This window comes from Roseibium sp. AS2 (assembly GCF_038900065.1).
Classification (GTDB): Bacteria; Pseudomonadota; Alphaproteobacteria; order Rhizobiales; family Stappiaceae; genus Roseibium.
The window spans coordinates 995,573-1,017,234 of record NZ_JBBMQN010000001.1 but is presented as its reverse complement, the minus strand read 5'-3'; the positions used below and the strand labels follow the sequence as shown (position 1 = coordinate 1,017,234).

General features: G+C 60.6%; 16 protein-coding genes. 12 read left to right on the top strand and 4 right to left on the bottom strand.

The features are described from left to right. Nucleotides 1–359 precede the first annotated feature (359 nt). From WNZ15_RS04625 to WNZ15_RS04575, 11 genes are all read left to right on the top strand, one after another. Nucleotides 360–3,575 (top strand): DUF2169 domain-containing protein, encoded by a 3,216-nt coding sequence (locus tag WNZ15_RS04625; protein WP_342891756.1) that lies wholly within the window; start codon nucleotides 360–362, stop codon nucleotides 3,573–3,575. Further along, entirely contained in the window at nucleotides 3,565–4,638 is a 1,074-nt protein-coding gene (locus WNZ15_RS04620) for a pentapeptide repeat-containing protein (protein WP_342891755.1), read from the top strand. Before WNZ15_RS04625 ends, WNZ15_RS04620 begins: the two co-directional genes overlap by 11 nt. Nucleotides 4,639–4,751: 113 nt before the next feature. Further along, nucleotides 4,752–5,150 (top strand): hypothetical protein, encoded by a 399-nt coding sequence (locus WNZ15_RS04615; RefSeq protein WP_342891754.1) that lies wholly within the window; start codon nucleotides 4,752–4,754, stop codon nucleotides 5,148–5,150. Nucleotides 5,151–5,165: 15 nt separating this feature from the next. Beyond that, on the top strand, nucleotides 5,166–6,038 hold the full coding sequence (locus WNZ15_RS04610; protein WP_342891753.1) for a hypothetical protein: 873 nt from the start codon (nucleotides 5,166–5,168) through the stop codon (nucleotides 6,036–6,038). Nucleotides 6,039–6,231: 193 nt separating this feature from the next. After that, entirely contained in the window at nucleotides 6,232–7,080 is an 849-nt protein-coding gene (locus tag WNZ15_RS04605) for a hypothetical protein (RefSeq protein WP_342891752.1), read from the top strand. An 11-nt stretch (nucleotides 7,081–7,091) separates the two neighbouring features. Continuing rightward, nucleotides 7,092–7,934 (top strand): hypothetical protein, encoded by an 843-nt coding sequence (locus tag WNZ15_RS04600; RefSeq protein WP_342891751.1) that lies wholly within the window; start codon nucleotides 7,092–7,094, stop codon nucleotides 7,932–7,934. A 39-nt stretch (nucleotides 7,935–7,973) separates the two neighbouring features. Continuing rightward, a complete protein-coding gene (locus tag WNZ15_RS04595) occupies nucleotides 7,974–8,588 on the top strand; it encodes a DUF3540 domain-containing protein (RefSeq protein WP_342891750.1) in 615 nt (204 codons plus the stop codon). Between the two features lie 133 nt (nucleotides 8,589–8,721). Beyond that, the gene (locus WNZ15_RS04590; protein WP_342891749.1) at nucleotides 8,722–10,557 is read left to right on the top strand and encodes a tetratricopeptide repeat protein; all 1,836 of its coding nucleotides are present in this window, start codon (nucleotides 8,722–8,724) and stop codon (nucleotides 10,555–10,557) included. Nucleotides 10,558–10,961: 404 nt separating this feature from the next. Next, entirely contained in the window at nucleotides 10,962–11,345 is a 384-nt protein-coding gene (locus WNZ15_RS04585) for an SH3 domain-containing protein (RefSeq protein ID WP_342891748.1), read from the top strand. A gap of 133 nt (nucleotides 11,346–11,478) precedes the next feature. Beyond that, entirely contained in the window at nucleotides 11,479–11,898 is a 420-nt protein-coding gene (locus tag WNZ15_RS04580) for a hypothetical protein (RefSeq protein ID WP_342891747.1), read from the top strand. 29 nt (nucleotides 11,899–11,927) lie between these two features. Then, a complete protein-coding gene (locus tag WNZ15_RS04575) occupies nucleotides 11,928–12,701 on the top strand; it encodes a MinD/ParA family protein (protein ID WP_342891746.1) in 774 nt (257 codons plus the stop codon). Between the two features lie 58 nt (nucleotides 12,702–12,759). On the opposite strand, the gene WNZ15_RS04570 is transcribed toward WNZ15_RS04575, so the two are convergent. The 4 genes from WNZ15_RS04570 to WNZ15_RS04555 form a co-directional block, all read right to left on the bottom strand. Beyond that, nucleotides 12,760–14,316 carry a protein kinase gene (locus tag WNZ15_RS04570; RefSeq protein WP_342891745.1) on the bottom strand — a complete coding sequence of 519 codons (1,557 nt, stop codon included), beginning with the start codon at nucleotides 14,314–14,316 and terminating at the stop codon, nucleotides 12,760–12,762. Nucleotides 14,317–14,372: 56 nt separating this feature from the next. Further along, entirely contained in the window at nucleotides 14,373–15,998 is a 1,626-nt protein-coding gene (locus tag WNZ15_RS04565) for a sigma 54-interacting transcriptional regulator (protein WP_342891744.1), read from the bottom strand. 85 nt (nucleotides 15,999–16,083) lie between these two features. Beyond that, nucleotides 16,084–18,825, bottom strand: a complete 2,742-nt coding sequence (tssH, locus tag WNZ15_RS04560) for a type VI secretion system ATPase TssH (RefSeq protein ID WP_342891743.1) — start codon at nucleotides 18,823–18,825, stop codon at nucleotides 16,084–16,086. A gap of 210 nt (nucleotides 18,826–19,035) precedes the next feature. Next, nucleotides 19,036–19,548: an Hcp family type VI secretion system effector gene (locus tag WNZ15_RS04555; protein WP_342891742.1), complete on the bottom strand. Its 513-nt coding sequence runs from the start codon at nucleotides 19,546–19,548 to the stop codon at nucleotides 19,036–19,038. A 491-nt stretch (nucleotides 19,549–20,039) separates the two neighbouring features. On the opposite strand from WNZ15_RS04555, the gene tssI reads away from it, so the two are divergent. Beyond that, nucleotides 20,040–21,569 (top strand): type VI secretion system tip protein TssI/VgrG, encoded by a 1,530-nt coding sequence (tssI, locus tag WNZ15_RS04550; RefSeq protein ID WP_342891741.1) that lies wholly within the window; start codon nucleotides 20,040–20,042, stop codon nucleotides 21,567–21,569. Nucleotides 21,570–21,662 lie beyond the last annotated feature (93 nt).

The window sequence follows — 21,662 nt, the reverse complement described above, 5'->3', positions numbered from 1 at the left end:
AAAAATCGCCCGCCATCGCTGCTGCGGACCGGCGACCAGTCGCCGGTCCGCCCTCCGCCGCAACCGGGTCCGGGCCGCGTTTGGCTTCCGGCGGGGGATGGCGCATCCGGCCGCCTCGCGGGTACGTAAAAGTCGTCGAAATAGATAATAACATCAATGATTTGAAACAGATCAACGCCTGAAGCCCGGTTGGGCCGAGCGCCCTGACTCGCGCCGTGAAACGGTTTTGACGGCGGTCCCGGAACACACCGGAGACACCGGCCGCGGCGGCCGGCCGCCGCGGGCGCGGCCGGTATCGGGTGGTGTCATCCTGCTGAAACAAAAAGGACTTCTATATTGTCGGAATTGCGGGGACCGACATGCCTGATCTGTACAAGCCGTTTCGACTTTCCTGCATCCAGAACATGCAGGCCATTGGTGGCCGGAACTATCTTTATGCGACCGTGTTCTACGGCTTTGACCTGACCGATCCCGAGGCGGTCCTGAGCGAGGCGGTCTACACGGAAATCGCCATGTCGAATCTGCCCATGGGCGGGTTCCTCGACGCCGGATTCCCGAAATCGGGCCCGGAAGTCCTGATCGCGGGCGAGTCGCGCGCACCTGAGGGAACCAGGGTCCAGGGACAGGAGGTCGGTGTCGCGCTCGGCCCTGTCAGGAAGCGGGCGACGATCTTCGGCGACCGCCACTGGGTCAGGGACAATGACGCGGTCAAGATGTCCTATGCCGCCCCTTACGAGACCATGCCGCTGACACCGGACCGGGCATTCGGCAGTGAGAGCCATCCGGTCAACCCGGCTGGTAAAGGCTGCGATCCGCAATATATCCTGGACCATTTCGGCTATGCGCCCCTGCCGAACATCGAGAATCCGGACGCGCTCATCAAGACCATGACGGACCGGCCGCAGCCGGTGCTGTTCGGTCCGCTCGAGCACGATCATCCCTTGCGCAAATCGAAGGTCGGGCAGCCGAGCTGGGACTGGATCAGGACCTCGTTTCCGGAGCCGCCCCCGGGCTTCGACAGCGCGTATCACAACATGGCACCGGCGGACCAGCGCATCGGTGTTTCCCTTAAAGGGACCGAACCGTTGTCCGTCTGGGGCATGTCCGCGGCGCATCCGGTGATCACCTCCAGACTGCCGGGTCTGCGGATCCGCCTGTTCGCCGTTCACGACATGAAGGCCGAGCGCCTCACCGAGATCGGCACCCGGATCGAGACCGTCTGGATCTTCGGCAGCTCGGAAATCGGCGGCATGTACCATCGCGGCATTCTCGAGGTCGCCGACGAAAAGGCCTCCGACGTGGTCGCCCTGATCTTCGGGGCAGAGCGGCTGAGCGACGCGCCGCGCCCCGGCTCCTATTACGCGGAAATCTACAGGCTGCGCACGCACCCGACCGAAGGGCCGATGCACACGCTCAATGACAGCCAGCTCATGCCCGACATTCCGGAAACCGAAAAGCAGGCGATGGAAGCGCGGTCACAGGCCTATAGCGAGGAGGTCGCGCAGAAGTTCGAAAAGAAGATCCAGTTCGAACATGCGGAAATGATCAAGAACGCGAAGATGCCGGACATGATGCGTCCGGATACAAGCCTGCCGCCAATCCCGAGACTGCCGTTTCCGGCACCTGAGGATGTGATCTCGGGCAATGTCGATCTTGCGGGCATGTTCAAGAAGCTGTCAGCCGCCGCAGACGCGTATGAAACGGAGATCATGGCGGGGCCGGCCGCCGCAATCGCAAGGCACAAGGCCGACGGGATCGTGGTGCCTGACGAGGTGTTCGGGTTTCGCGATGCGATGAAAAGCGCGATGACATCAGGCGATCCCGGCGCGGCGAACATGCTGAAGACGGCTGCCAAGGGAAAGTCGGCAGCAGCCGACATCTCGAAAAATGCCAGGGCCGCGCTCGATATTGCCAACCGGAAGTCAGCCGGGCTGTCGCCGCCGGTCGAGGACGTCATTCCGGGAGCGGTGGACGAGGCACTTGCCAGGATCGATGCGATTGTCAGCAAGATCGACGGAGTGGCCGCGGCCGGCGACGACGACCTTTGGCCGCTCGTCAGGGCCAGAGCCCTGGCGCTGCCCGAAGCCGATCCGTTCTACCAGTTGAAACAGGATCTCGAATACCTGGGCAGGGACCTGAAGGAAGACGCCGATCGGCCCAGATCCGGCGAGATGGTCACGGTTGAAGAGGCGCTCGGCGATCCGAAGTTCAAAGACCCGAAACCCACCGACTTCGACGCGATCGTGGCCGAGCTTGCGACCATGCCGGACAAGAACAAGGCGAACCTGGACAGGCTCGAGGCGATGCTTGCCGAAAAGCTGCCCAAGGCGGCCGGGCACGACTTGCCGCCCAGCCTGGCACTGGCCCGCGAGATCGAAAAGATCCCCCTTCCAGAATCGGATTTGAAATCCATCGACGACATCATCGCCAAGGCCGAAAACGCGATCTCCATGGACGCTGAAACATTTTTCGGGGATCTCGATGAGGAGGCCAAGGCGTTCATGCTGGACAAGGAGCATGCGCGCTCCGCGATGCTGGAGGCGGTTCATCCTCTGGAGACCTATACGCCGACGGTCCGCAAGAAACTCGGCGACCTTGTTGTCGAGCATATTCAAAACGGCGAAAGCTTTGCCCGGAGGGACATCGCGGACGCCGACCTTGCCGGAGCGGATCTCTCGCACCTGGATCTGAACGGCGTTTTCCTTGAAAAGGCGAACCTGGCCGGCGCCAGTTTGCAGCGCTCCGATGTCTCCGCCGCGGCCCTGACCGAAGCGGTGCTGACGGACGCGAACGCGACCGGAGCCGATTTCACGCGCTCGTCCCTTTCGGGCGTCAGCGGAGAGCGGGCGTGTCTGGACAAGGCCCGGTTCGCGGAACGCACATGGTCGAAATCGAACTTCGACGCCGCGACATTCCGGAATGCGGCCTTCGACACGGTGACCTTCCTGGAATGTTCCTTTTCCGGCGCCGATTTCGAAGCGGCGCGCTTTGTGAACTGCCTGTTCCTGAAGTGCGATTTTACCGGCGCCGCGCTCCGGAATGCAAAATTCGAGAAGACGATGATCGTCGAGGGCGACCTGTCGAAATCCGACTGGTCGGGAGCGGATTTCGACCGGCAACTGATGACCAAGATCACGGCACAGGGCAGCCGCTGGAGCAACGCAAGTTTCAGCAAGTCGACCTTCGTCGGCCAATCCGACCTGAAGGGCAGTTTCTTCGACGGTCTGAAGGGGCACTATTCGAGCTTCCTGGAGGCCAATCTGGACGAGACCTGCTTCGTGCGGGCGGAAGTGCCTGACTGCCTGTTCCTGAACTGCGCGATGAACGGCGTGGATTTCCGGGTGGCGCGCGCGCGCAAGGCGGTCTTCAACGACTCCGCCCTGGTGCACTCGGACTTCTTCGCCGCCGATCTCATGGAAGCGCATTTCAGCCAGTGTGACACCAGATACACGAGTTTCCGTGACGCCAATCTCTACGCCGCGAACTTCATGAACGCCGTGATGAAATGCGCCGACTTCAGCCAGGCCAATCTGGCTCAGACAATCCTGGAGCTTCCGACATCCAATGACACTTGACGAGATCCATCTGGCGATCGAGTACAGCCGGGCGATTTCCGATCAGGATTTCACCCGCCGAACGTTTGAAGACGCGACGTTCAAGGACGGGGACTTCGTCGTATGCAATTTCAGCGGCGCGCGGTTCGTCCGGTGCACCTTCGAAAAGAACACGCTGATACGCTGCGACTTTCGCGGTGCGCGCTTCGAGGGCTGCACCTTCCTGGACAGCCGCTTCATGATGGGCACGTTTGAAGGGTCGGTCTTTTCGGAGTGCGACTTCGATACGGTCGGGTTTCTGGAGGCAAAGCTGCAAGGCGCGGATTTCTCGCGCACGTCACATGTCGATGTCGGCTTTTTGTGCTGCGAGCTTTCGGATGCCAGGTTTTGCGGGGCGAATTTCGAAAGGGTCGGTCTTCTTGAAAACACTCTCGAACGGGTCAGTTTTGCCGGGGCTCATATCTATCGGACGATGATCTCCAGGGCGGATCTGCGTGCCGCCGAATTGACCAGCGCGAGCTTCCACCAGGTCCTGCTGGTCGATGGCAGCCTCGCCAACCGTGACCTCTCGGGCCAGACGTTCAAGGAATGCACCATGGTCGATGCCGACCTTCAGAAGGTGGTGTTCCGCGGATCGGAGATGACCCAGACCTCGTTTGTGAACTGCAACATGCGCCGCAGTGATTTTAGCGAGGCGAACATGCCGCTGGCCATGCTTGCCGGGTCCAATCTCGCCGGCTCGAAATTCGAGCGCACCAACCTGACCAACGGTGTCTTTGCCAATGCGGACGTCTCGGCGGTCTCTTTTGCCGGGTCCCGAATGCAGATGGCCGTGTTCGACAACGCCAATTGCGGTGCCGCGCGTTTCGAGGGCTGCGACCTCAAGCACGGTGACTTCACCAACGCGGACTGCCAGGCGGCGAATTTCGTCAAGACGTCTTTCGGGCTCACCAAGTTCCACGGGGCCAACCTGAAGGGCGCGCTTCTGGACGGCGCGTCGGGATCGACAGTGCCGACGGATGCAAAACGCCTCGTCGCGCAGGCCTATAACCCCAGGAATGTGATCCTCGACACAGACACGTAGGGTTTTGTCTCCTCGGCAAATATGACGAGGTCAAACTGTTGATTGTGACAATGACAATATGCACCGTGCGCATCACACGATTTGAAAAACGACGGTAGCCGAAGGAAGAGACCATGCCCACAGTGAATGCCTCGGGACCAATTCCCGGCGTCGATCTTTCGCCTGTCGATCCGTTCATCATGCCGTCGGTGCCGCCGGTCCCGATGGTCATGCCTGCCGTCGGATTTCGGGCAACGACGATCCCGACGCAATTCACGTTCTATTCCATCGCTTTCTGGTTTCACACGATGTTGTCGATGATCCCGGTCTGCGTCGCGGGTCCCGGGCCGGGCGTCGTTTCCGGGATGCCGATGAGCGCAAGCAAATCGGGCAAGGGATCGGCCCGTCTTCTCATCCAGGGGCAGCCTGCCAGCAGGTCTCTCATGGATCCGCCGCTTGAGAACGGGCTGACCGTCAATTCCGTCGGCATCACGTCCCCGTGCCAGTGCACCCTGATCAATCCGGTCGGATAGCGAAGAGGGACTGTCATGGCGAAGACCAGAGCGCGCGCCGACGAGACCACGTCGAAACACATCTATTTTGCGGTTCCGCTGGCCAACAATCAGAACGAGTTCAGCGGGCAGTATCTGCGCCTGGAGGAGTATGCCGGTTCCGGCGAGAACAGCCACCTGCCCACGGGCGTCGATACGTCGGGGCTGACGGGAATCACGATGTCGGCCAAGGGCGTCTACCTGCTCGATGCGGATCTCAAAATGGTCGAGACTTTCGGCGGTGCGCTGACTGAAAAGGTGCTGGGCGGCGACCACTCGGTCACGGTGGACAACGGTGACTGGAAACTCAAGGCGGAAGACGGCGCGATCACCATCGAGGCAAAACACACGTCATCGGACGCCAATATAAAGCTCGAGTCCGAAGGATCGGACATTCATGTGCACGCCTGGTGGGGCAAGAGCACCACTTCGGACAGCCGGGACATCAAGGACAGCACCTCGAAGAAGATCACCTACGTTCAGCTTTTCGAATACTCGTCCGTCATTGGCGGCTCCGTGACGGACCGGACGGCGTTCTCGTTCAGCCTGAATGTCGTGGGAGACACGTATTTCAAGCTGGCCGAAGCAAAGGCCACGATCACTTCGCTGAAGATCATCTTTGCCAAGTATTCCGGATATTATGTCAGTATAAATTTCTTTCAGTTCCTGTCGTTCAAGGCCGCCCAGAACTACAGAAAGACAATGGTTCTTTACAACAAGATGACGGTTTTCCAGATTTACGTCGAGATGCTGAAGAGTCAGAACGGCATCGTCAAGGAGCAGATCTCGGGCGGTGTCAGTGAAACCTATGCAGCGGAAATGCGCAAAAAGATGGCCGGCTGCGGGTTCTTCCAGCGGATAAAATTCTAGTGCTTGTTCAGGTGAGACGGAGCCGGTCGATGGAAACACATCAGTTCATGCCAGGGGCGCGGCGGGCGATGCGATGCGGTGCATCGGGCATTGGCCGTCACGACGCCGGTGCTCTGGTCCGCGCCGGGGACAGCGCTTGTTTCCTGAGTGGACATGCGACGGACAGGAGGCGGAGCTTGTGACCAGTGTTTACATGGGCGTTTCACCGGCCGGCGATGCCACCCAGAGGATTGAAAAAGGCGTTTACATGCGCCTGGGCGCGCATGTCGGCGACCCCGCCGAGGTGGATGAAGCGAGCCGTTTTCCAGCCATCTATACCGGTGGAATTGCCGGCAGTGACGGCATATTCATCACCACGGCAGGGTCCTACATCATTGGGGCAAACGGCACCGCCAATATCGAGATCGGTGGCACCCTGACGCAGAAAGTCAAGACAGGCGATTGTACGACAACCGTCGAATCGGGCGATGTCGCGCTTGCACTGGACAGCAAGGGCTTCTCGCTCTCGGCGACCGACAACTCCAGCTTTCTGGTGGAGTCGCACCATGCCGGCGGGATCACCATCAAGGCGCCGGCCGGCAAGGTGTCCAGCAAGGGCAGCGCGATCTACAACCACACTTTTGGCGCGTACCTGAAGCAGGTTGTCGGCTCCCAGAAAAAAATCGTCGAAAAAACGAGCACCAATGTCAGCATTGCCTGGGTGATACCGCTCTATCTCTCAGGTGCCGTCAGCACGAAGTATTGTTCCATGTCCCTGAAGGTTGCCGATGCGAGTGAAACGGACCTGAAGGTCTCGGCCGGCGGCGTTAAAATCGGCTTCGTCTACCTCAGCAACAACGTGATAACCCACGATATGGGTTATTCGATCCTGTACTACAAAAAGCGCGGTATTCAGCTGGAATATGCCGCAAAGAGCAACAAGCTCGAGGGCTGGGGTGATCTCTTCAACACCGCGTCCATGAAAAGCGCTCTGGCCCAATCGGATTACAAGACAAGCATCGCCGCCCACATTGGCATCGAGTCCAAGATGCCAGGCGCTTAGCGGAGGATCGAATGGCTAACCTCTTTTACTGGAGTCCCGCCGGCGGCACGAACAATTTCACCGACGGTCACTATCTGCGTCTGGGTACCTATGAAAGCAGGTGGGAGCCGGGCAGTGCGGATATCAAGGATCCAGCAGGCGTCGCTCAGGGCATCTACTTTTATTCCGACGGGAAATACACGCTCAAGACGACTGCGACCGGGGATGTTTGCCAGGAGATCGGTACCGGCGTTGAGCGGACCGTCAAGTCAGGCGGCTACAGCTATACAAACACGACAGGCAACCACACGATCGCGCAAAAAAACGGTGACGTGCTGATCGAGGCTGAAGGCAAGGTTGTCCTGAGTTCAGCGCATGAGGGCATCGCAGACACCTCGATCCTGATCGATGCGAAAAGCAACGATCTGTATTACCAGCAGGCCGGATATGCAAAATTTGTCGATACCTACAAGGAAACGACCGTCAAGGGGTACACGCACAAGACAAACATCGGAGTTGTTCTGAAGTTCTATCTTGGCGGAAGTGTCGGAACGTATTCGCATATTGGACTGAGCATAAAAACGGCGACCTTCGGCATCAAGGAGGTCACGGCCAGTGCAACGGGTGTGTCCCTGTCGATGAACGGCAACTCCTCGACGGACGTGCTGGGGCTGAAATTCGGATTCACGATTTTCGCGCTGCAGGTTGTCTGGCTGCACGAGGAATACGAATTCCTGAAGAACGAACTGCAGGTCTACAAGAGAATAACCAAGCTTGCGGCTTCTGACGCGCAGATTGTTGATGCCCAGGGTGCGGTGATCGGCACGCGGACCGCTGCGGCCGCGATGGATTCAGGCCTTGAAGTACAGTGTTGACCCCGGCTTTTCAGCCATCGGCGGATATGGACGGTAATCATGAGCAGACCCGGTAATTCAGATATTCAGGCTGAAGAACCTGCCCGGCCGGTGCGGCCCGCCGGCTTGCAGACACCTTCGCGGGTTTCCACCGTCGAAGTGTCTGAGGAGACCGGCCTTTTTCTTCGTGATCCCGGAGGTGACCGGGTCGCCGCCAGGTGCGCCGTCAGTTGCCTGATCTCGCCCGTGCCGGGCGACAGGGTTCTGACCGCCGAGGCCGATGGGCAGCTTTATGTGCTGGCCGTTCTGGAACGGCAAAATGCGGACGAGCCGCTGAAAATCGAAACGGCGGGTGGCCTTGTGCTGTCGGCCAGACGGATATCGATCAAGACCGGCGTTTTCGACATGGTGGCTGAAACGGCCAACCTTGTCGGCAATACCTTCAACAGCCTGTTCAGGACGTCCAAACGCATTGCCGGGACGGACGAGACGATCGCGCAGTCGACGTCGGTCAGCGCACATCAGCGTGTTTCGGTGATTGCCGGCTCCGACGTGCACAAGGCCGGCGTGTTCAGCCAGAACATCGAAAGCGCGATGGCCCAGAGCGCGCACACAGCCGTCGTTACCGCGAAGACCGACATCCGGCTGAACGCGGAACGGATCAATGTCGGCTGACGGTGGGTTTCGACGGTGTTGCTTCCGCGGAGCAACAAGGGCGGTCATGTCTCCATTCCGACGCCGCTGCCCAATGCCGCTGCCCAATGCCCCTGCCCAACGACCTTGACTGTATTTTTAGTGAACGGACACCATGGCGAACCTGAATGCCCTGCTCGACGCGGCCACCAAACATCTTGAAAACGGCGCGATCGAGGATGCCGAAGAGCTGTGCCGCCAGGCGCTCAGCCGGGCCCCGCGATCCATTCGGGCCCTGAAGACCTATGGCATGTGCCAACTTGCGTCAGGGGACCTGGACGCCGCAATCAGGAGTTTCGATTTCGTTCTTCAAATGAACCCCGAAGACGCGACTGCCTGTTACAATCTTGCGCTGGCTCAGAGCGCCCAGGGGAAAATGGACCTTGCGCAGCTCAATTTCGAAAGGGCGCTCAGTCTCGAGCCCCAAAACCCTTCTTTTCATGAAGCCATGGCGAGTGTGCACGCGCTCAGAGGCGAGCTTGAAAATGCCATGCGGTATCTTCTGATCGCACAGGAACTCAAACCGGATGATCCCAACATCCTCGCCAATCTGGGATCGCTGCTCGCGCAGATCGGCGCGTATTATGATGCGCGAAAATACTACGAGCAGGTTCTGGAGAAACAACCGGACAACGGTCCGGTCGCAATTCAGCTGGCGCATATTCTCCATGATCTGGGGGATCATGCCAGGGCCCTTGAACTGACCGAGGCCTTGTATCTGAAGCGCCCGCGCGATCCCATGATTCTCTCCGCTTTCGCGCATTCTCTGGCGCAGGTCGGGGAACTGGATCGGGCGGCCGAACTTGTTGAAATGGCACTGAAGATCGCGCCGGACATGGTCAACGCTCTTGAAGAGTATGCAATGGTCTGCGCTTTCCGGGGCGAGCCCGACAAGGGCATTGCAAAACTGGCGGGTCTGCTGAAGACACAGAGGGACAATCCGCAAATTTGCCTGCTCGTGGCGCAAGCGATGGCCAGAGCCGGAAAGCATGTGGAGAGTGTCACGCTGGCGCAACCGGCATTGCAGGACCTTGCAACCGGCGCAACAGGCGTGGCCCTGATCCGGCAGGGCTTGTTCCATGAGGGAAAGTTTGCCGAGGCGCGCAATCTCGTTGCCCGAATTGGACTTGAAGCCGGCGGGGTCGACAATGCTGTTCCAGGAGCGGTGGAAAGGGTGATCATCCCGCTTGAAACCAAGCCGTTGGAAGCGATCCTCTTTTCCCGTTTCCTGTCCGCAGGACCGGAAGAGGGGGATGACGCGGGCGACAGGGTGGTGTTTGCCCACGAGCCGTTTCTGCCGCTGCTGCAGCGCATGGACCTGGATTACCGCCTTGAATCGCTTCAGGGAAAGAACATGTTCGAGCTGGCCGAAACCGGAAGCTCCGTGTTCATGGCCGGCTTTGCCGCGCGGCCTGAAGTTGCCGACTATGACCCTGAACGGTTCAGGCCTTACCTCAAGGCGGACCCCGGGGCCGATGATTTCTGGCGCGGCTCGCTGCAACCGTGCAAGCGGCCGCTTTGCGGCATTGGATGGTCGAAATACCAGCCGGCTCCGCTTCTGAACGACGTGGACCGGGCGCTCACGGACTGGCCGGGGACTGTCTTGAGCCTGATGTGGGACGATCAGAGGTTCGAGCTTGAAGGCAACAAACGCATCATCGACGCCGGCGCGCATCTGAAATCGCTGGAAATGCTTGTCGATCTGATCGGCAAGCTTGATCTTGTCGTCGGCCCGGACAGTCTGGTGACCCATATCGCGGGCGCCATGGGGGTTCCGGCCATCGTTCTCGTGACGCCGGACAAGCCCTGGTACTGGTACGCGCCGGACGGCCGCTCCCACTGGTATCCGTCCGTCCGGGTCCTGGAACGGGCGTGGGAAGAGCCGATGGATCATTTTACGCAAAGGCTTGCCGAAATGTCAGCGGATTTCGCAGGCGTGGCGGTGGCATGACCGGCGGCGTGCGCAAGGGACACGACGACCGGTTGAATTGTCTGCGGGCCTTGGCCGCGTGATCGATTTTCCGATATTCTGAAAACCTGCGCGCAGGTCTTAACGGATCTTCGTCAGGCATGTGATATCGTAGCGCAGTCTTGTACCGAAGAGTGTAAATCATGTCTCATCTGTTGGCGTCTGGCCAAAGGGCCTTCAGACACGGTCTGATGGGTCACAATCAACACGCTTTGATACAAGCTCGAAATGCGGGCAGCCGGAAGGAACGGACGTGATGTGTCATCCAGCCATTTTGTTCGGACGGAGCCGGGCCGCGGACAGGACCCGTTTCACCGGATCCGGCCTTGCGGCACCAGCGCTTACGGAGGCGGCCCTGTGATGACTTCGAAACCGGAACATGACTGATGCCGAGGTTCTTTCCCTATGTGATCGTGGTCGGGCTGTTTGTGCTGGCCCTTTTGTATCTCCAGTTCAGGGATCGTTCCTATCTGGAGGATATCGCGCGGTCGGCCTATCCGCCGCCGCCGGCCTCCCGGGTGATCCTTCCGCCGCCGCAGGAGGCTCAGGGGCCGCTGCTGTATATCAGCGGCAATCGCGTTGCGTTCCGCTCGGCTCCGGGGCTGCAGAAACCCGTGATCGAACGGTTCGACAAGGGCCGCACCCTCCGGCAGACCGACGTCAGCGGCGACTGGGTGCATGTGCGCGACGTCGATACCGGGCGGATGGGCTGGGTTGCCGGCGAGTATCTGACGCCGACCAATCCCATGCAGGCGGCGTCCTCAAATTGAGTGCCGCCGGCAGTCCGGACCACGGCTCCAAAATCCGGCACCGGAAGCACAAACCTCTTGGGTTGCAGGAAAATGCGTGGTTAATACAACCAAGGTAGACAGGAACCCATGTGACAGCATCCGGAGGCCGGCAATGAGTTCTTCTGACACCATGAAACCTGGACTGGCCAGTCTGGCGAGAACCTGCGAGGCCATTGCCCTCGGCCGCTTCGACGATGTCGAGGATCTGTATCAGGTGATCACGGACAACTCCGTGGAAGAAGACATCCGGGCACTGGCGGAAACGTTTTCGGGCATGGTTGTGCAGGTGGAGGCACGCGAGTTCCATTCCAGTCAGCTGATCGCCGAATTGACGGAAACCAAGCGTCAGCTTGAGGCCGCCGAAGCGAAACTGCGCAAGGAAAACGCGGAACTGAAGACCCGTCTGGACAAGTTCGACGTCAGCTACGATCAGGAACAGGCCAAGATGGAGATCGAACAGGTCAGCGACACGGACTACTTCCGGTCTTTGCAATCGCGCGCCAAGGATCTCAGATCCAGATACAAATCCTGAAGTCTTGACCTCACGACCAGAGTTGATCCGTGACAAAAATCATTTCTACCCATTCCTATCGCGGCGGGACAGGCAAATCCAATGTCACCGCAAACCTTGCTTCTTCGCTGGCCCTGCGCGGACACCGGGTCGCCATTGTCGACACGGACATCCAGTCACCCGGCATCCACACGCTTTTCAAGGTTGACCTCAACGGTGTCACCCAGACCCTGAACAACTATCTGTGGGGGCATTGCGCCATCACCGATACCGCCATCGACGTGACGGCCAGTGTTGTCGATGCGCAGGGCCAGTCCACGGTGCCGGACGGCGGCAAGGTCTTTCTGGTGCCTTCCTCCATCAAAACGGGGGAAATCGCCCGGATCCTGAAGGAAAAATACGACGTCGAGGACCTCAACCGGGGCTTTGTCGATCTGTGCCGGGGGCTCGAGCTGGATTATCTCCTGATCGACACACATCCGGGGGTCAACGAGGAAACGCTGCTGTCCATCGCCATTTCGGACACGCTGCTGCTGATCCTCAGGCCCGACATCCAGGACTACCAGGGCACGGCGGTCACTCTTGAACTGGCGCGCAAGCTCGAAGTGCCGCAGTTGTTCCTGATCGTCAACAAGGCGCTGGAGACCTTCGACTTCACCGAGCTTGCCCAGCGGATCTTCTCCAACTACCGCACGCCCGTGGCTGCTGTCCTGCCCCTGTCGACAGACCTCATCCAGATCGGCAGCACCGGCCTGATCCGCACGCTGCAGCCCGAACACATGTTCACAAGAGCCATCGAATCCATCGTCGACTCCATCGAATAAGGACCTGGCGGGTGAGGAGCGGGCGAGTGAGTTGACCTCCCGGCCGAACCCGCCGGTATCAGTCCTGATCCTCGAAAAGCCCCGCGAGAAAGCCGTCCACGGTGTCGAGGCGCTGCTCCCTGTCGAAGTCGAGTGCTTTTCGGACTGTCTCCCAGCCCTGCGGGTCGAGGCCTTCGATCGGTTCGGCTGCAACGCCCTCGCGGGCAACTTCGTCGATCGGTCGGGACAGGAACGGATGCCGACCCGTCAGGAGCTGGTAGGCGATGCAGCCGAGCGCGAAGATATCGTCGCGCGGATCCCGCTCGGCTCTCCGGAACTGCTCGGGGCTGGCATAGGCCGCGGTGAGGCTGTCCTGGATCGGATGGTCGGAACTGGCGCTGGCGGCCGCTGCGAGGCCGAAATCAAGCAGCTTGATGGTCCCGTCCTCAAGCTGGAAAATGTTCCCTGGCTTCAGATCGGAATGCACCACGCCACGGCTGTGGGCATGGGCAAGTCCTGCGCAGGTGCCTTTCAGGATGCGCGCGCATTCGCCGGGCGGCAACGGCTGGCCCATGGCCTGTCCCAGTCTGCGGTCGAGGCCGGAGCCCTTCAGCAGTTCCATGACAATGAAGACATCCGCCTTGTCGCGGTCGAAATCATAGACCGTGGTGATGTTGGGATGGGCGAGCGCCTGCGATTTGCGTGCTTCGGCTTCCAGCAGCCGCAGCGCTTCGGAGTCGTTGTGAAAACTCTCGTTCAGAAGCTTCACGGCCACATAGGGCTGGTCATGACCGGCCTCCAGGCGCCGCCGGTCCACGGCCGAATAGACATATCCCATGCCGCCCCGGCCGATTTCCGAATCGAGAATGAAGCGGTCGCGCAGGATCGAGCCGACCCCGGCGCGTTTGTGCTGGGCCGCCGTCAGCGAATTGAGATCGAGGCCGTCCTTTTGGCCGCCGCTGGAAACCCGCCTTGCATCGGAGCGAAAGCGGGCGCTTCGGAAGTCGGTCAGGAACTTGTCGAGCTTGCCGCTGTCGGAATCGCCCGAGGCGGCCCCGTCCGGCACCGCGTCTGTCCTGCGGCTGCGGAAGTCCGTGTATCCGGAAACAAGCGAGGACAGGATGGCATCGTCGACCTTGCTGCGGGTGTCATCGCCGGCTTCGGTGGCCGGATGATCGAGAAAGGGCAGCGGCGGCAGTTTGACAGATTGCGCGGAAGCGTCCGGCCGGAGCGCCGCCGGATCGGAAACCGGCGGGTCGCCGGGATCACCCGGAAAGGCCGCTGTCACCGCATGCGGCAGGGTCGGTTCGTCGAACTCCTCCGCACCGGCGGCCCCGGATGCAGGCGTGGCGAGCGGTTTGGTCGCGTCGGCTGACGTCATGGGGGACGCAGGCCCGCGATGCGCCGCGGCACCGTCATCGGTCGCGGGCAGCTGCCCCAGGAGAATTTGGCCCAGATCCGGTGGCAGACGGCCTTCCTCGACAAAATCCCGGATGGTCTGGCGCGTGGCCTGCAAAGCTTCCAGGGACTGCCGCGCCCCCTCCCGCAGGTCTTTGGACAGCCTGTCATAGGACAGCCGCCCGGACACGAAACCGGTAATCAGATCATGCGCGGCGGAAGACATGTCGGTCGGCAAGCCTGCGGGTCCCCAAGTTTAATCTCAGCCGATGGCTGTCGCAGCCCCAGACCGGATCAAGGACGTTCCAAACCAACAGGCCGCGTGATGTTGTACCGGTTGAGCTTGTCAATAATGGTCCGGCGGCTGACATTCAGTATGCGCGCTGCATTGGTTTTGTTCCAGTTCGCTTCGCGCATTTTCGCCTCGATTACCATCGCTTCGTACTGGCCGACAATGGTTTTCAGGTCGCCTTCCGGGATCAGGCCCGGAACACGGTTGCCGGTCTCGTGCCGGGCGCCCGCCAGTTCCGGCGGCAGATGCGACAGTTCGATCGGATATCCGTCCTCGGCCATCAGTCTGCCGCGGTCGAGAATGTTCTTCAATTCCCGGACATTGCCCGGATAACCCCAGCACATCAGCGCATCGAGCGCGTCGGAGGCAATGACGGGCACCTGATGTCCCGACTTGGCAGCGGCCGAGCGCAGGAAGTGATCGATGAGCAGGGGGATATCCGACGGGCGTTCCCGCAAAGGCGGCAGATTGATCGGAAACACATTCAGCCGGTAGAACAGGTCCTGGCGGAACTCCCCGCAGGCGATCTTTTCCTCGAGATTGATGTTGGTCGCGCCGACGATGCGCACGTCCACCTTTTCGGTCTTGGTCGAGCCCACCCGCCGGACCTCGCCTTCCTGAAGCAGGCGCAGGACCTTGGCCTGGAGGGCAAGCGGCATGTCGCCGATCTCGTCGAGGAACAGCGTTCCGCCATTGGCCTCATGGGCAAGGCCGAACTTGGTGGTGTTGGCACCTGTGAACGCGCCTTTCACATGGCCGAAGAGTTCGCTTTCCAGAAGCGCCTCCGGCAGCGCGGCGCAGTTCTGGACCACGAAGGGCTTGCCGGCCCGGTCGCTGGACATGTGGACGAAGCTGGCCATCATCTCCTTGCCGGTCCCGGTTTCGCCGCGCACCAGAATAGGCACATTGGACCAGGCCGCCTTGCCGACCAGCTTGATGGCGTGTTCGATCGGCGGGCTTTCGCCGATCAGCCCCTTGGGCCGCTTCAGCTCGGCTTCCTTTTTCGGCGGCGTCTTGCGGATCTGTTTTGGCAACTCCGCAAGGTGGCGGTCGAACTGGCGCTTCAGGCGGATGTTGTCCTCCACAAGACGCGAATTCCACATGTAGAGCGCGGCAAGCCCGGCAAGGCTCTGCAGTTCCTTCAGCACAGGGTCCGGCAGCGCCCGGATGGCGTGGCTGGACGAGCCCGGGTTGATCACCTGCAGGATGCCGATCGTCCGGTTGGACTGGATCGTCAGGGGCAGGATCACCAGGGCCCGGGTCGACAGCCCGCCCAGTTTGTCCTCCTCGCGGATGCGGTCGAAATCGTATCCGATGACCTTGTCGATATCCTCCAGATTGAGCATCGTTCCGGTGGACACGACAAAAGCGGCCGGCTCCTTCAGGTTCGGCATCATGTCGGCGCCGTACAGGATGACCTGCTTGCCGGTCGGCATCGCCTTGATGTAGCCGCGGTGCCGGGAACAGGCCCGGTGCAGCGTCTGGCCGAACGTGTCCAGGGTGAACAGGGATGCTTCCTCGGCACCGGTCAGGTCGAGAGCTGCCTCCACCACCTGGTCCATCACCGCTTCAACTTTGACACCCGCCGTCATGGCGCCGGCCAGCTCTATCAAATCGCCCAAAATCATCGCGTCCGCCGTCGTTTTTCGTGGACGTTACCCGAAAACCGGCCGGGTCCTGCGCCAGCCGTCTTCCGTTCGCGTTTCGTGCAGTTCAGGAGAGGACGTAGCAGAATGCGCCGCCTTCTCCCACACCGATGTCCACCTTGGAGAAATCGGCGTCTTCCGCACCCATCTTGGTCAGGAGCTCTGTAGACAGCTCCGGCAAGACCGTGCGGTTGATGATGTGATCGATGTTGCGCGCGCCGGTTTCGACTTCGGTACAGCGTGCGGCGATCGACCGGACCACCTCTTCGGAGTAGCCGAGTTCCAGCTTCTGGTTCTCGCGCAGGCGTTTGCCGATCTTGTTCAGCTTCAGCCGCACGATCTTCTCAAGCGGAGCGCCGATCAACGGATAGAACGGTACGATCTGCATGCGCGCCAGAAGGGCGGGCTTGAAATGCGCGCTCAGTGTCGGTCGGCAGCCGGCGATCAGTTCGTCGACCCCGGGTTGTTCCGGCAGGCTGCCCATCTCGGTAAGGACATCCGTTGCCAGGTTGCTGGTCAGGATGACGATGGTGTTCTTGAAGTCGATCTGACGGCCTTCACCATCCGACAGCACCCCTTTGTCGAACACCTGGTAGAACAGGTTCATGACCTCCAGGTCGGCTTTCTCGACCTCGTCCAGCAAAACCACCGAATAGGGCCGCTGGCGCACGGCTTCGGTCAGGACACCGCCTTCGCCATAGCCCACATAGCCCGGGGGCGAGCCCACAAGCTTGGAAACGGTGTGCTTTTCCTGGAACTCGGACATGTTGATCGAGATCAGGAACCGCTCGCCGCCGAACAACTGGTCGGCGATTGCAGTTGCAAGTTCCGTCTTGCCGACCCCGGACGGGCCGACAAACAGGAACACGCCCATGGGGGCTTCGGGGTTCTGGACCCCGGCCTTGGCGGTTCTGAGCGCCTGGTCGACCGCATCGATGGCGTGGTCCTGGCCGATAACCCGGCTCTTCAGCTGGGTGCCGAGCGACAGGATCGAATCCGCATCGTCCTGGACCATCCGTCCGAGCGGCACACCGGTCCAGTCGGCAATGACCTGCCCGACGGCTTCCTCGGTCACTTCGAATGAGATCAGCGGGTCGCCGGCCTGCACCGTCTTCAGGTCGGCCGCGATCCGGGAATAGTCTTCTGGAGAGATGACGCCGCCTTCCGGGGCCTGCCCGGCGGGATTCGCTGCTTCACCAGAGCCGTCCGGATCCGCTTCCGCGCCGTCGGCTGCAGGAACTTCCGTGTCCGGTGCCGGGTCGTCCTCAAGGCTGAGGCCAAGGTCGTGGCGAATCTTGAGGAGCTGATCAACCAGCGCCTTTTCCCGGCTCCAGCGGTCCGTCAGGTCCGCGATGGCGGTTTCCTCGTCGGATATTTCTTTCTCGATATCCGTGACTTCCAGATCCTGGGAGGAGAAATCGGCCTGATGATCCCGTTTCAGGGAATCGAGCTCGCGCCGCAATTCGCCGAGGCGCTTTTCCTTCAGCTCGATCACGAACGGCTTGGACGACAGGGACAGCTTCACGCGGGCGCAGGCGGTGTCGAGCACATCGACGGCCTTGTCCGGGAGCTGGCGGCCGGAAATGTAGCGGGCCGCCAGTTTCGCGGCCGCGACCACGGCGCCGTCACGAATATAGACGCCGTGGTTCTTCTCGTAGGCGCCGCGCAGGCCGCGCATGATCGTGATGGCCTGGTCCGGGCTCGGTTCATCCAGCTTGATCAGCTGGAAGCGGCGTTCGAGAGCCGGGTCCTTTTCGATGTATTTCTTGTATTCGCTCCAGGTGGTGGCCGCGATGGTGCGCAATTCACCCCGCGCGAGCGCCGGTTTCAGCAGGTTCGCGGCATCCGCGCCGCCCGCGGATCCACCCGCGCCGATCAGCATATGCGCCTCGTCGATGAACAGGATCACCGGTTTGGCGGACGCCTTGACCTCGTCGATGATGCCCTTCAGCCGGTTCTCGAACTCACCCTTGACGCCGGCACCTGCCTGCAGCATGCCGAGGTCCAGTCCGATCAGCTCGACATTCTTGAGCATGTCTGGAACGTCGTTTTCGGCAATCTTGCAGGCCAGGCCCTCGACCACCGCGGTCTTGCCGACGCCCGGATCGCCGACGCAGATCGGATTGTTCTTCCGCCGCCGTCCGAGCACATCGATCATCTGCTGGATCTCGCGATCCCGGCAGAACACCTGGTCGATCTTGCCGTCCCGGGCGAGCTGGGTGAAATTGGTGCAGAACCGGGCAAGGGCGCTGTCCGGATCCATTCCGGGAGCGACCGACCGGCCTTCCGCCGGCGCATCGCCGCCGGCCGGACGGGCACTGAGGCCCGCGGTCGTTTCTTCCGACTGGCTGACGATGTCCTTGAAATTCTTCTTCAGCTCGACAAAGGACATCGCCTCCAGATGGCTGAGCCAGCGGTCGTCACCGAACCGGTTCGGCTTGGCGAAAACGGTCGCCAGCAGGCTGCCCGAGCGAACCTGGTCCAGGTCCAGTTCCACGGAACTGACCAGCCAGGCATCCGAAATCCATTCGATCAGAAGCGGGGAGAAAGCCGGGCGGCCCTGATTGCCGCGCTTGAGGCTCTCAAGGGTCGAATCCAGGGCCTTTTTCAGGGGCGCCGGGTCAATCTCGAAATGACGGCAGGCGCTTTGCAGGTCGTGCTGGCTGTCTTCGGCGAAGACATGAAGCAGATGCTCGATCGTGACTTCGAAATGCCCGCGCGTGACGGCAAGTCCGGCGGCGCCTTCGAGCGATCGGCGGGAATAGGTGTTCAAACGGCCGATCAAACGGCGAAGATCGAGATCAATCAAGTGCCACCCCTATGACTGATTTTTGCCTGTCATCACGTGCCTAATATGAATTCATGACAGGAATACTATGCGGATTAAATCGATTCTGGCCCCTAAAAAATTGAAAGGGGGTAAAAAAGCCGCCCCGGGAAACCGGGACGGCCCTTGATGCCTGGACCTTGGATTACAGGGCGATGAACATAGGAGCCCTGGATATCCTGGCCGGACGGATCAGGTGACCGGCGCGCGGTAATCGTCGGACGCATTGGTGCCGGCGACTTCGTGGGTCCAAACGGCCTTGCGGTAGGTGAAGGACCACTTGTCGATGTCGCCGCGCGACGCATTGGCTTCATCGTTGACGTCCGGCAGGATGGTCTTGCCTTCGACCAGCACCGCATCCTCGAAAGCGATCGTGTAGTAGTGCTCCTGGACGCCGGCAGTGGAGGTGCGCCAGAAATGGATTTCGATTTCCAGAGCCTCGCCGGTGGCCAGCGCCTGCCACAGCAGCGGCGTGGCCTTGTCGACCGGCTTGACGAAGGTTGTCGGCATGTGGCGGCGGGTCGCGATGATGGAACCGGACTGCGGATCCCGCGGAACGATCGCGTTCTGCTCGAAGTGATACACGAGGGATTCGCCCTCATGGCCTTCCTGCCACAGGTTGCCGATGCTGTCAGAGGTGGTTGCGTCGGACGTGATTTCGCCCTGGGTTGCGCCCTTGACGGTGACGTATGCGATGTTGGACATGATATCCTCACTTGTAAGCTTCGAGAATTCCGACCTGCCGGTGCGTTCTGCCGCCGGCTGCCCTGTCATTGGCAAGGGGTATGCCAGTTTGGCGAGTATTTTCATAATTCAATGGAAACAGAACTTTAGATGGTAAATGCCGCTGATTGTCAATTGTGACACTGTGCGAGAATCTTCACACTTTCTCCGGGAGTGCGCGAAATAATCCACGCGGAAGATGTGATCTGCGTCACAAATGCCGTGAAGAGCCGTCCGCAATCGTGCCGGTTCGACGCAAATTCGGCTGTTTTTCACTGCAAAACGACCTATTCCGTGACAGAAAAGAGCCTGCTGTGCAGAAACTGTGGAATTGACCGCACTGATGACCTCGCCCACCTATGCGGTATCAGGAGGACCGGAAGCCTGATTTGCCGAAGCGTCACACTTCTCCGGCAAGATTGGCTAAACTGCCACCAGCAGGCCCGGTCAGGCCAGCCCAGGAGGAATTCTCGATGAGTGCTGATACATCTCAAGGTCATATGACGATTGAATTGCCGGGTGATCCCGGGGAAGAGATCTATGTCGAAAGCCTGGCGGGCAGGGAAGCCCTGGGACAGACCTACAGTTTCGAAGTCTCGCTTCTGTCGAAGAAGACGATCGACCTGGACGCCCTGATGGGAAAGACCGCGCGTCTTACCCTGGAGCGGGCAGGTGAATCCCTGGCCATCGCCGGCGTGGTGGGCGCGGCTCGCACCGGCGATCCGACGCCGAACCGGGAATTCAATTATTACGTGGTGCTCGAGCCGGAACTGGCAATGCTGCGGCACAGCGCCCAGAACCAGGTCTACGGGACGGACAAGGATGTCACGGTTGTCGACATCATCCAGGGCGAATTGTCGGATGCCAACAAATCCGGATCGAACACCTCGGCAAGCCGGGTGGCGCGGCAGATCCAGTCCGAGCTGCTCGTGACCGCATCGGACTATCCGAAGCTCGATTTTGTCTTCCAGTACCGCGAGACCGATCTGAACTTCCTGAGCCGGATGTGCGAGCGGTTCGGCATCTATTTCGCCTTCGATCACTCCGGCGACCGCGAGAAGGTCATCTTCGGCGACCGCAAGGAACATTTCTCCAAGCTGAGCGGCAACCGGATCACCGAGGAGCTGCCATACAGAAGCAAGAACCAGGTCATGGGCACCGACAACTTCGGGGTCTGGTCCTTCAACGCCGACTACAAGACCCGCAGCGGCACGATCGCGCTGCGCGAGTACAACGAGGAAACACCCAAGGTGTCGCTGTCGGTCTCCGAAGACGCGTCCTTCGCCGGACAGGGGGTGACAACACTCTACGGCGAAAACTATCCTGCCGTGTCCGATGGCCAGTTCATTGCCAAGCGCAGGGTCGAGCAGGTCGAGGGCCAGCGTCTCCAGTTCGTCGGCGAGAGCAACGTTCCCAACGTGCGGCCCGGGCTGTTTTTCAAGCTCAAGGATCATCCGATCACGGATCTCGACGGCCTTTATATTGTCATTTCCGTTGAACACGCCTGCACCGTCTCGACGCCCATCGGCTTCAGCTCCTCCGGCAAGGAGCCGGCCCCCTATACCAACCGGTTCGTCTGCGTGCCGTTCGACAAGGGCTACCGCCCGCCCGTTGTGACGCCGAAGCCGGTCATCGCCGGCTACATGATCGCGTCCATTGACGGGGAATCGGATGGCAGCCGGGCGGAGCTGGACGATTTTGGCCGCTACAGGGTCAGGATCCTGGACGAGGAAAGCGGTCTGCTGAACGGCAAGGCCAGCCATCATGTGCGCAAGATGGAGCCCTATGGCGGCGGTGACGGCTACGGCTCACATTCCACGCTGCTCAAGGGCACCGAGGTGTTGCTTGGTTTCCTTCAGGGGGATCCCGATCGTCCGGTCGTTCTGGGCGCGGTCTCCAACGGCGAGCAGATGAATCCGGTGACGTCGACCAACCAGAATGTCGCTCATCGCACGAAAAGCGCGTCGGGGATCGTGTTCCAGATCAGCGACGGATCACCCTGACGCCTGAAGCACGCGCGGGTCGCGGCTCCGGCGGCAGGTCTTCCGGAGCCGTTCACCCGGCACAGAAACCGTTGACAGGACCACCGGGTCCTG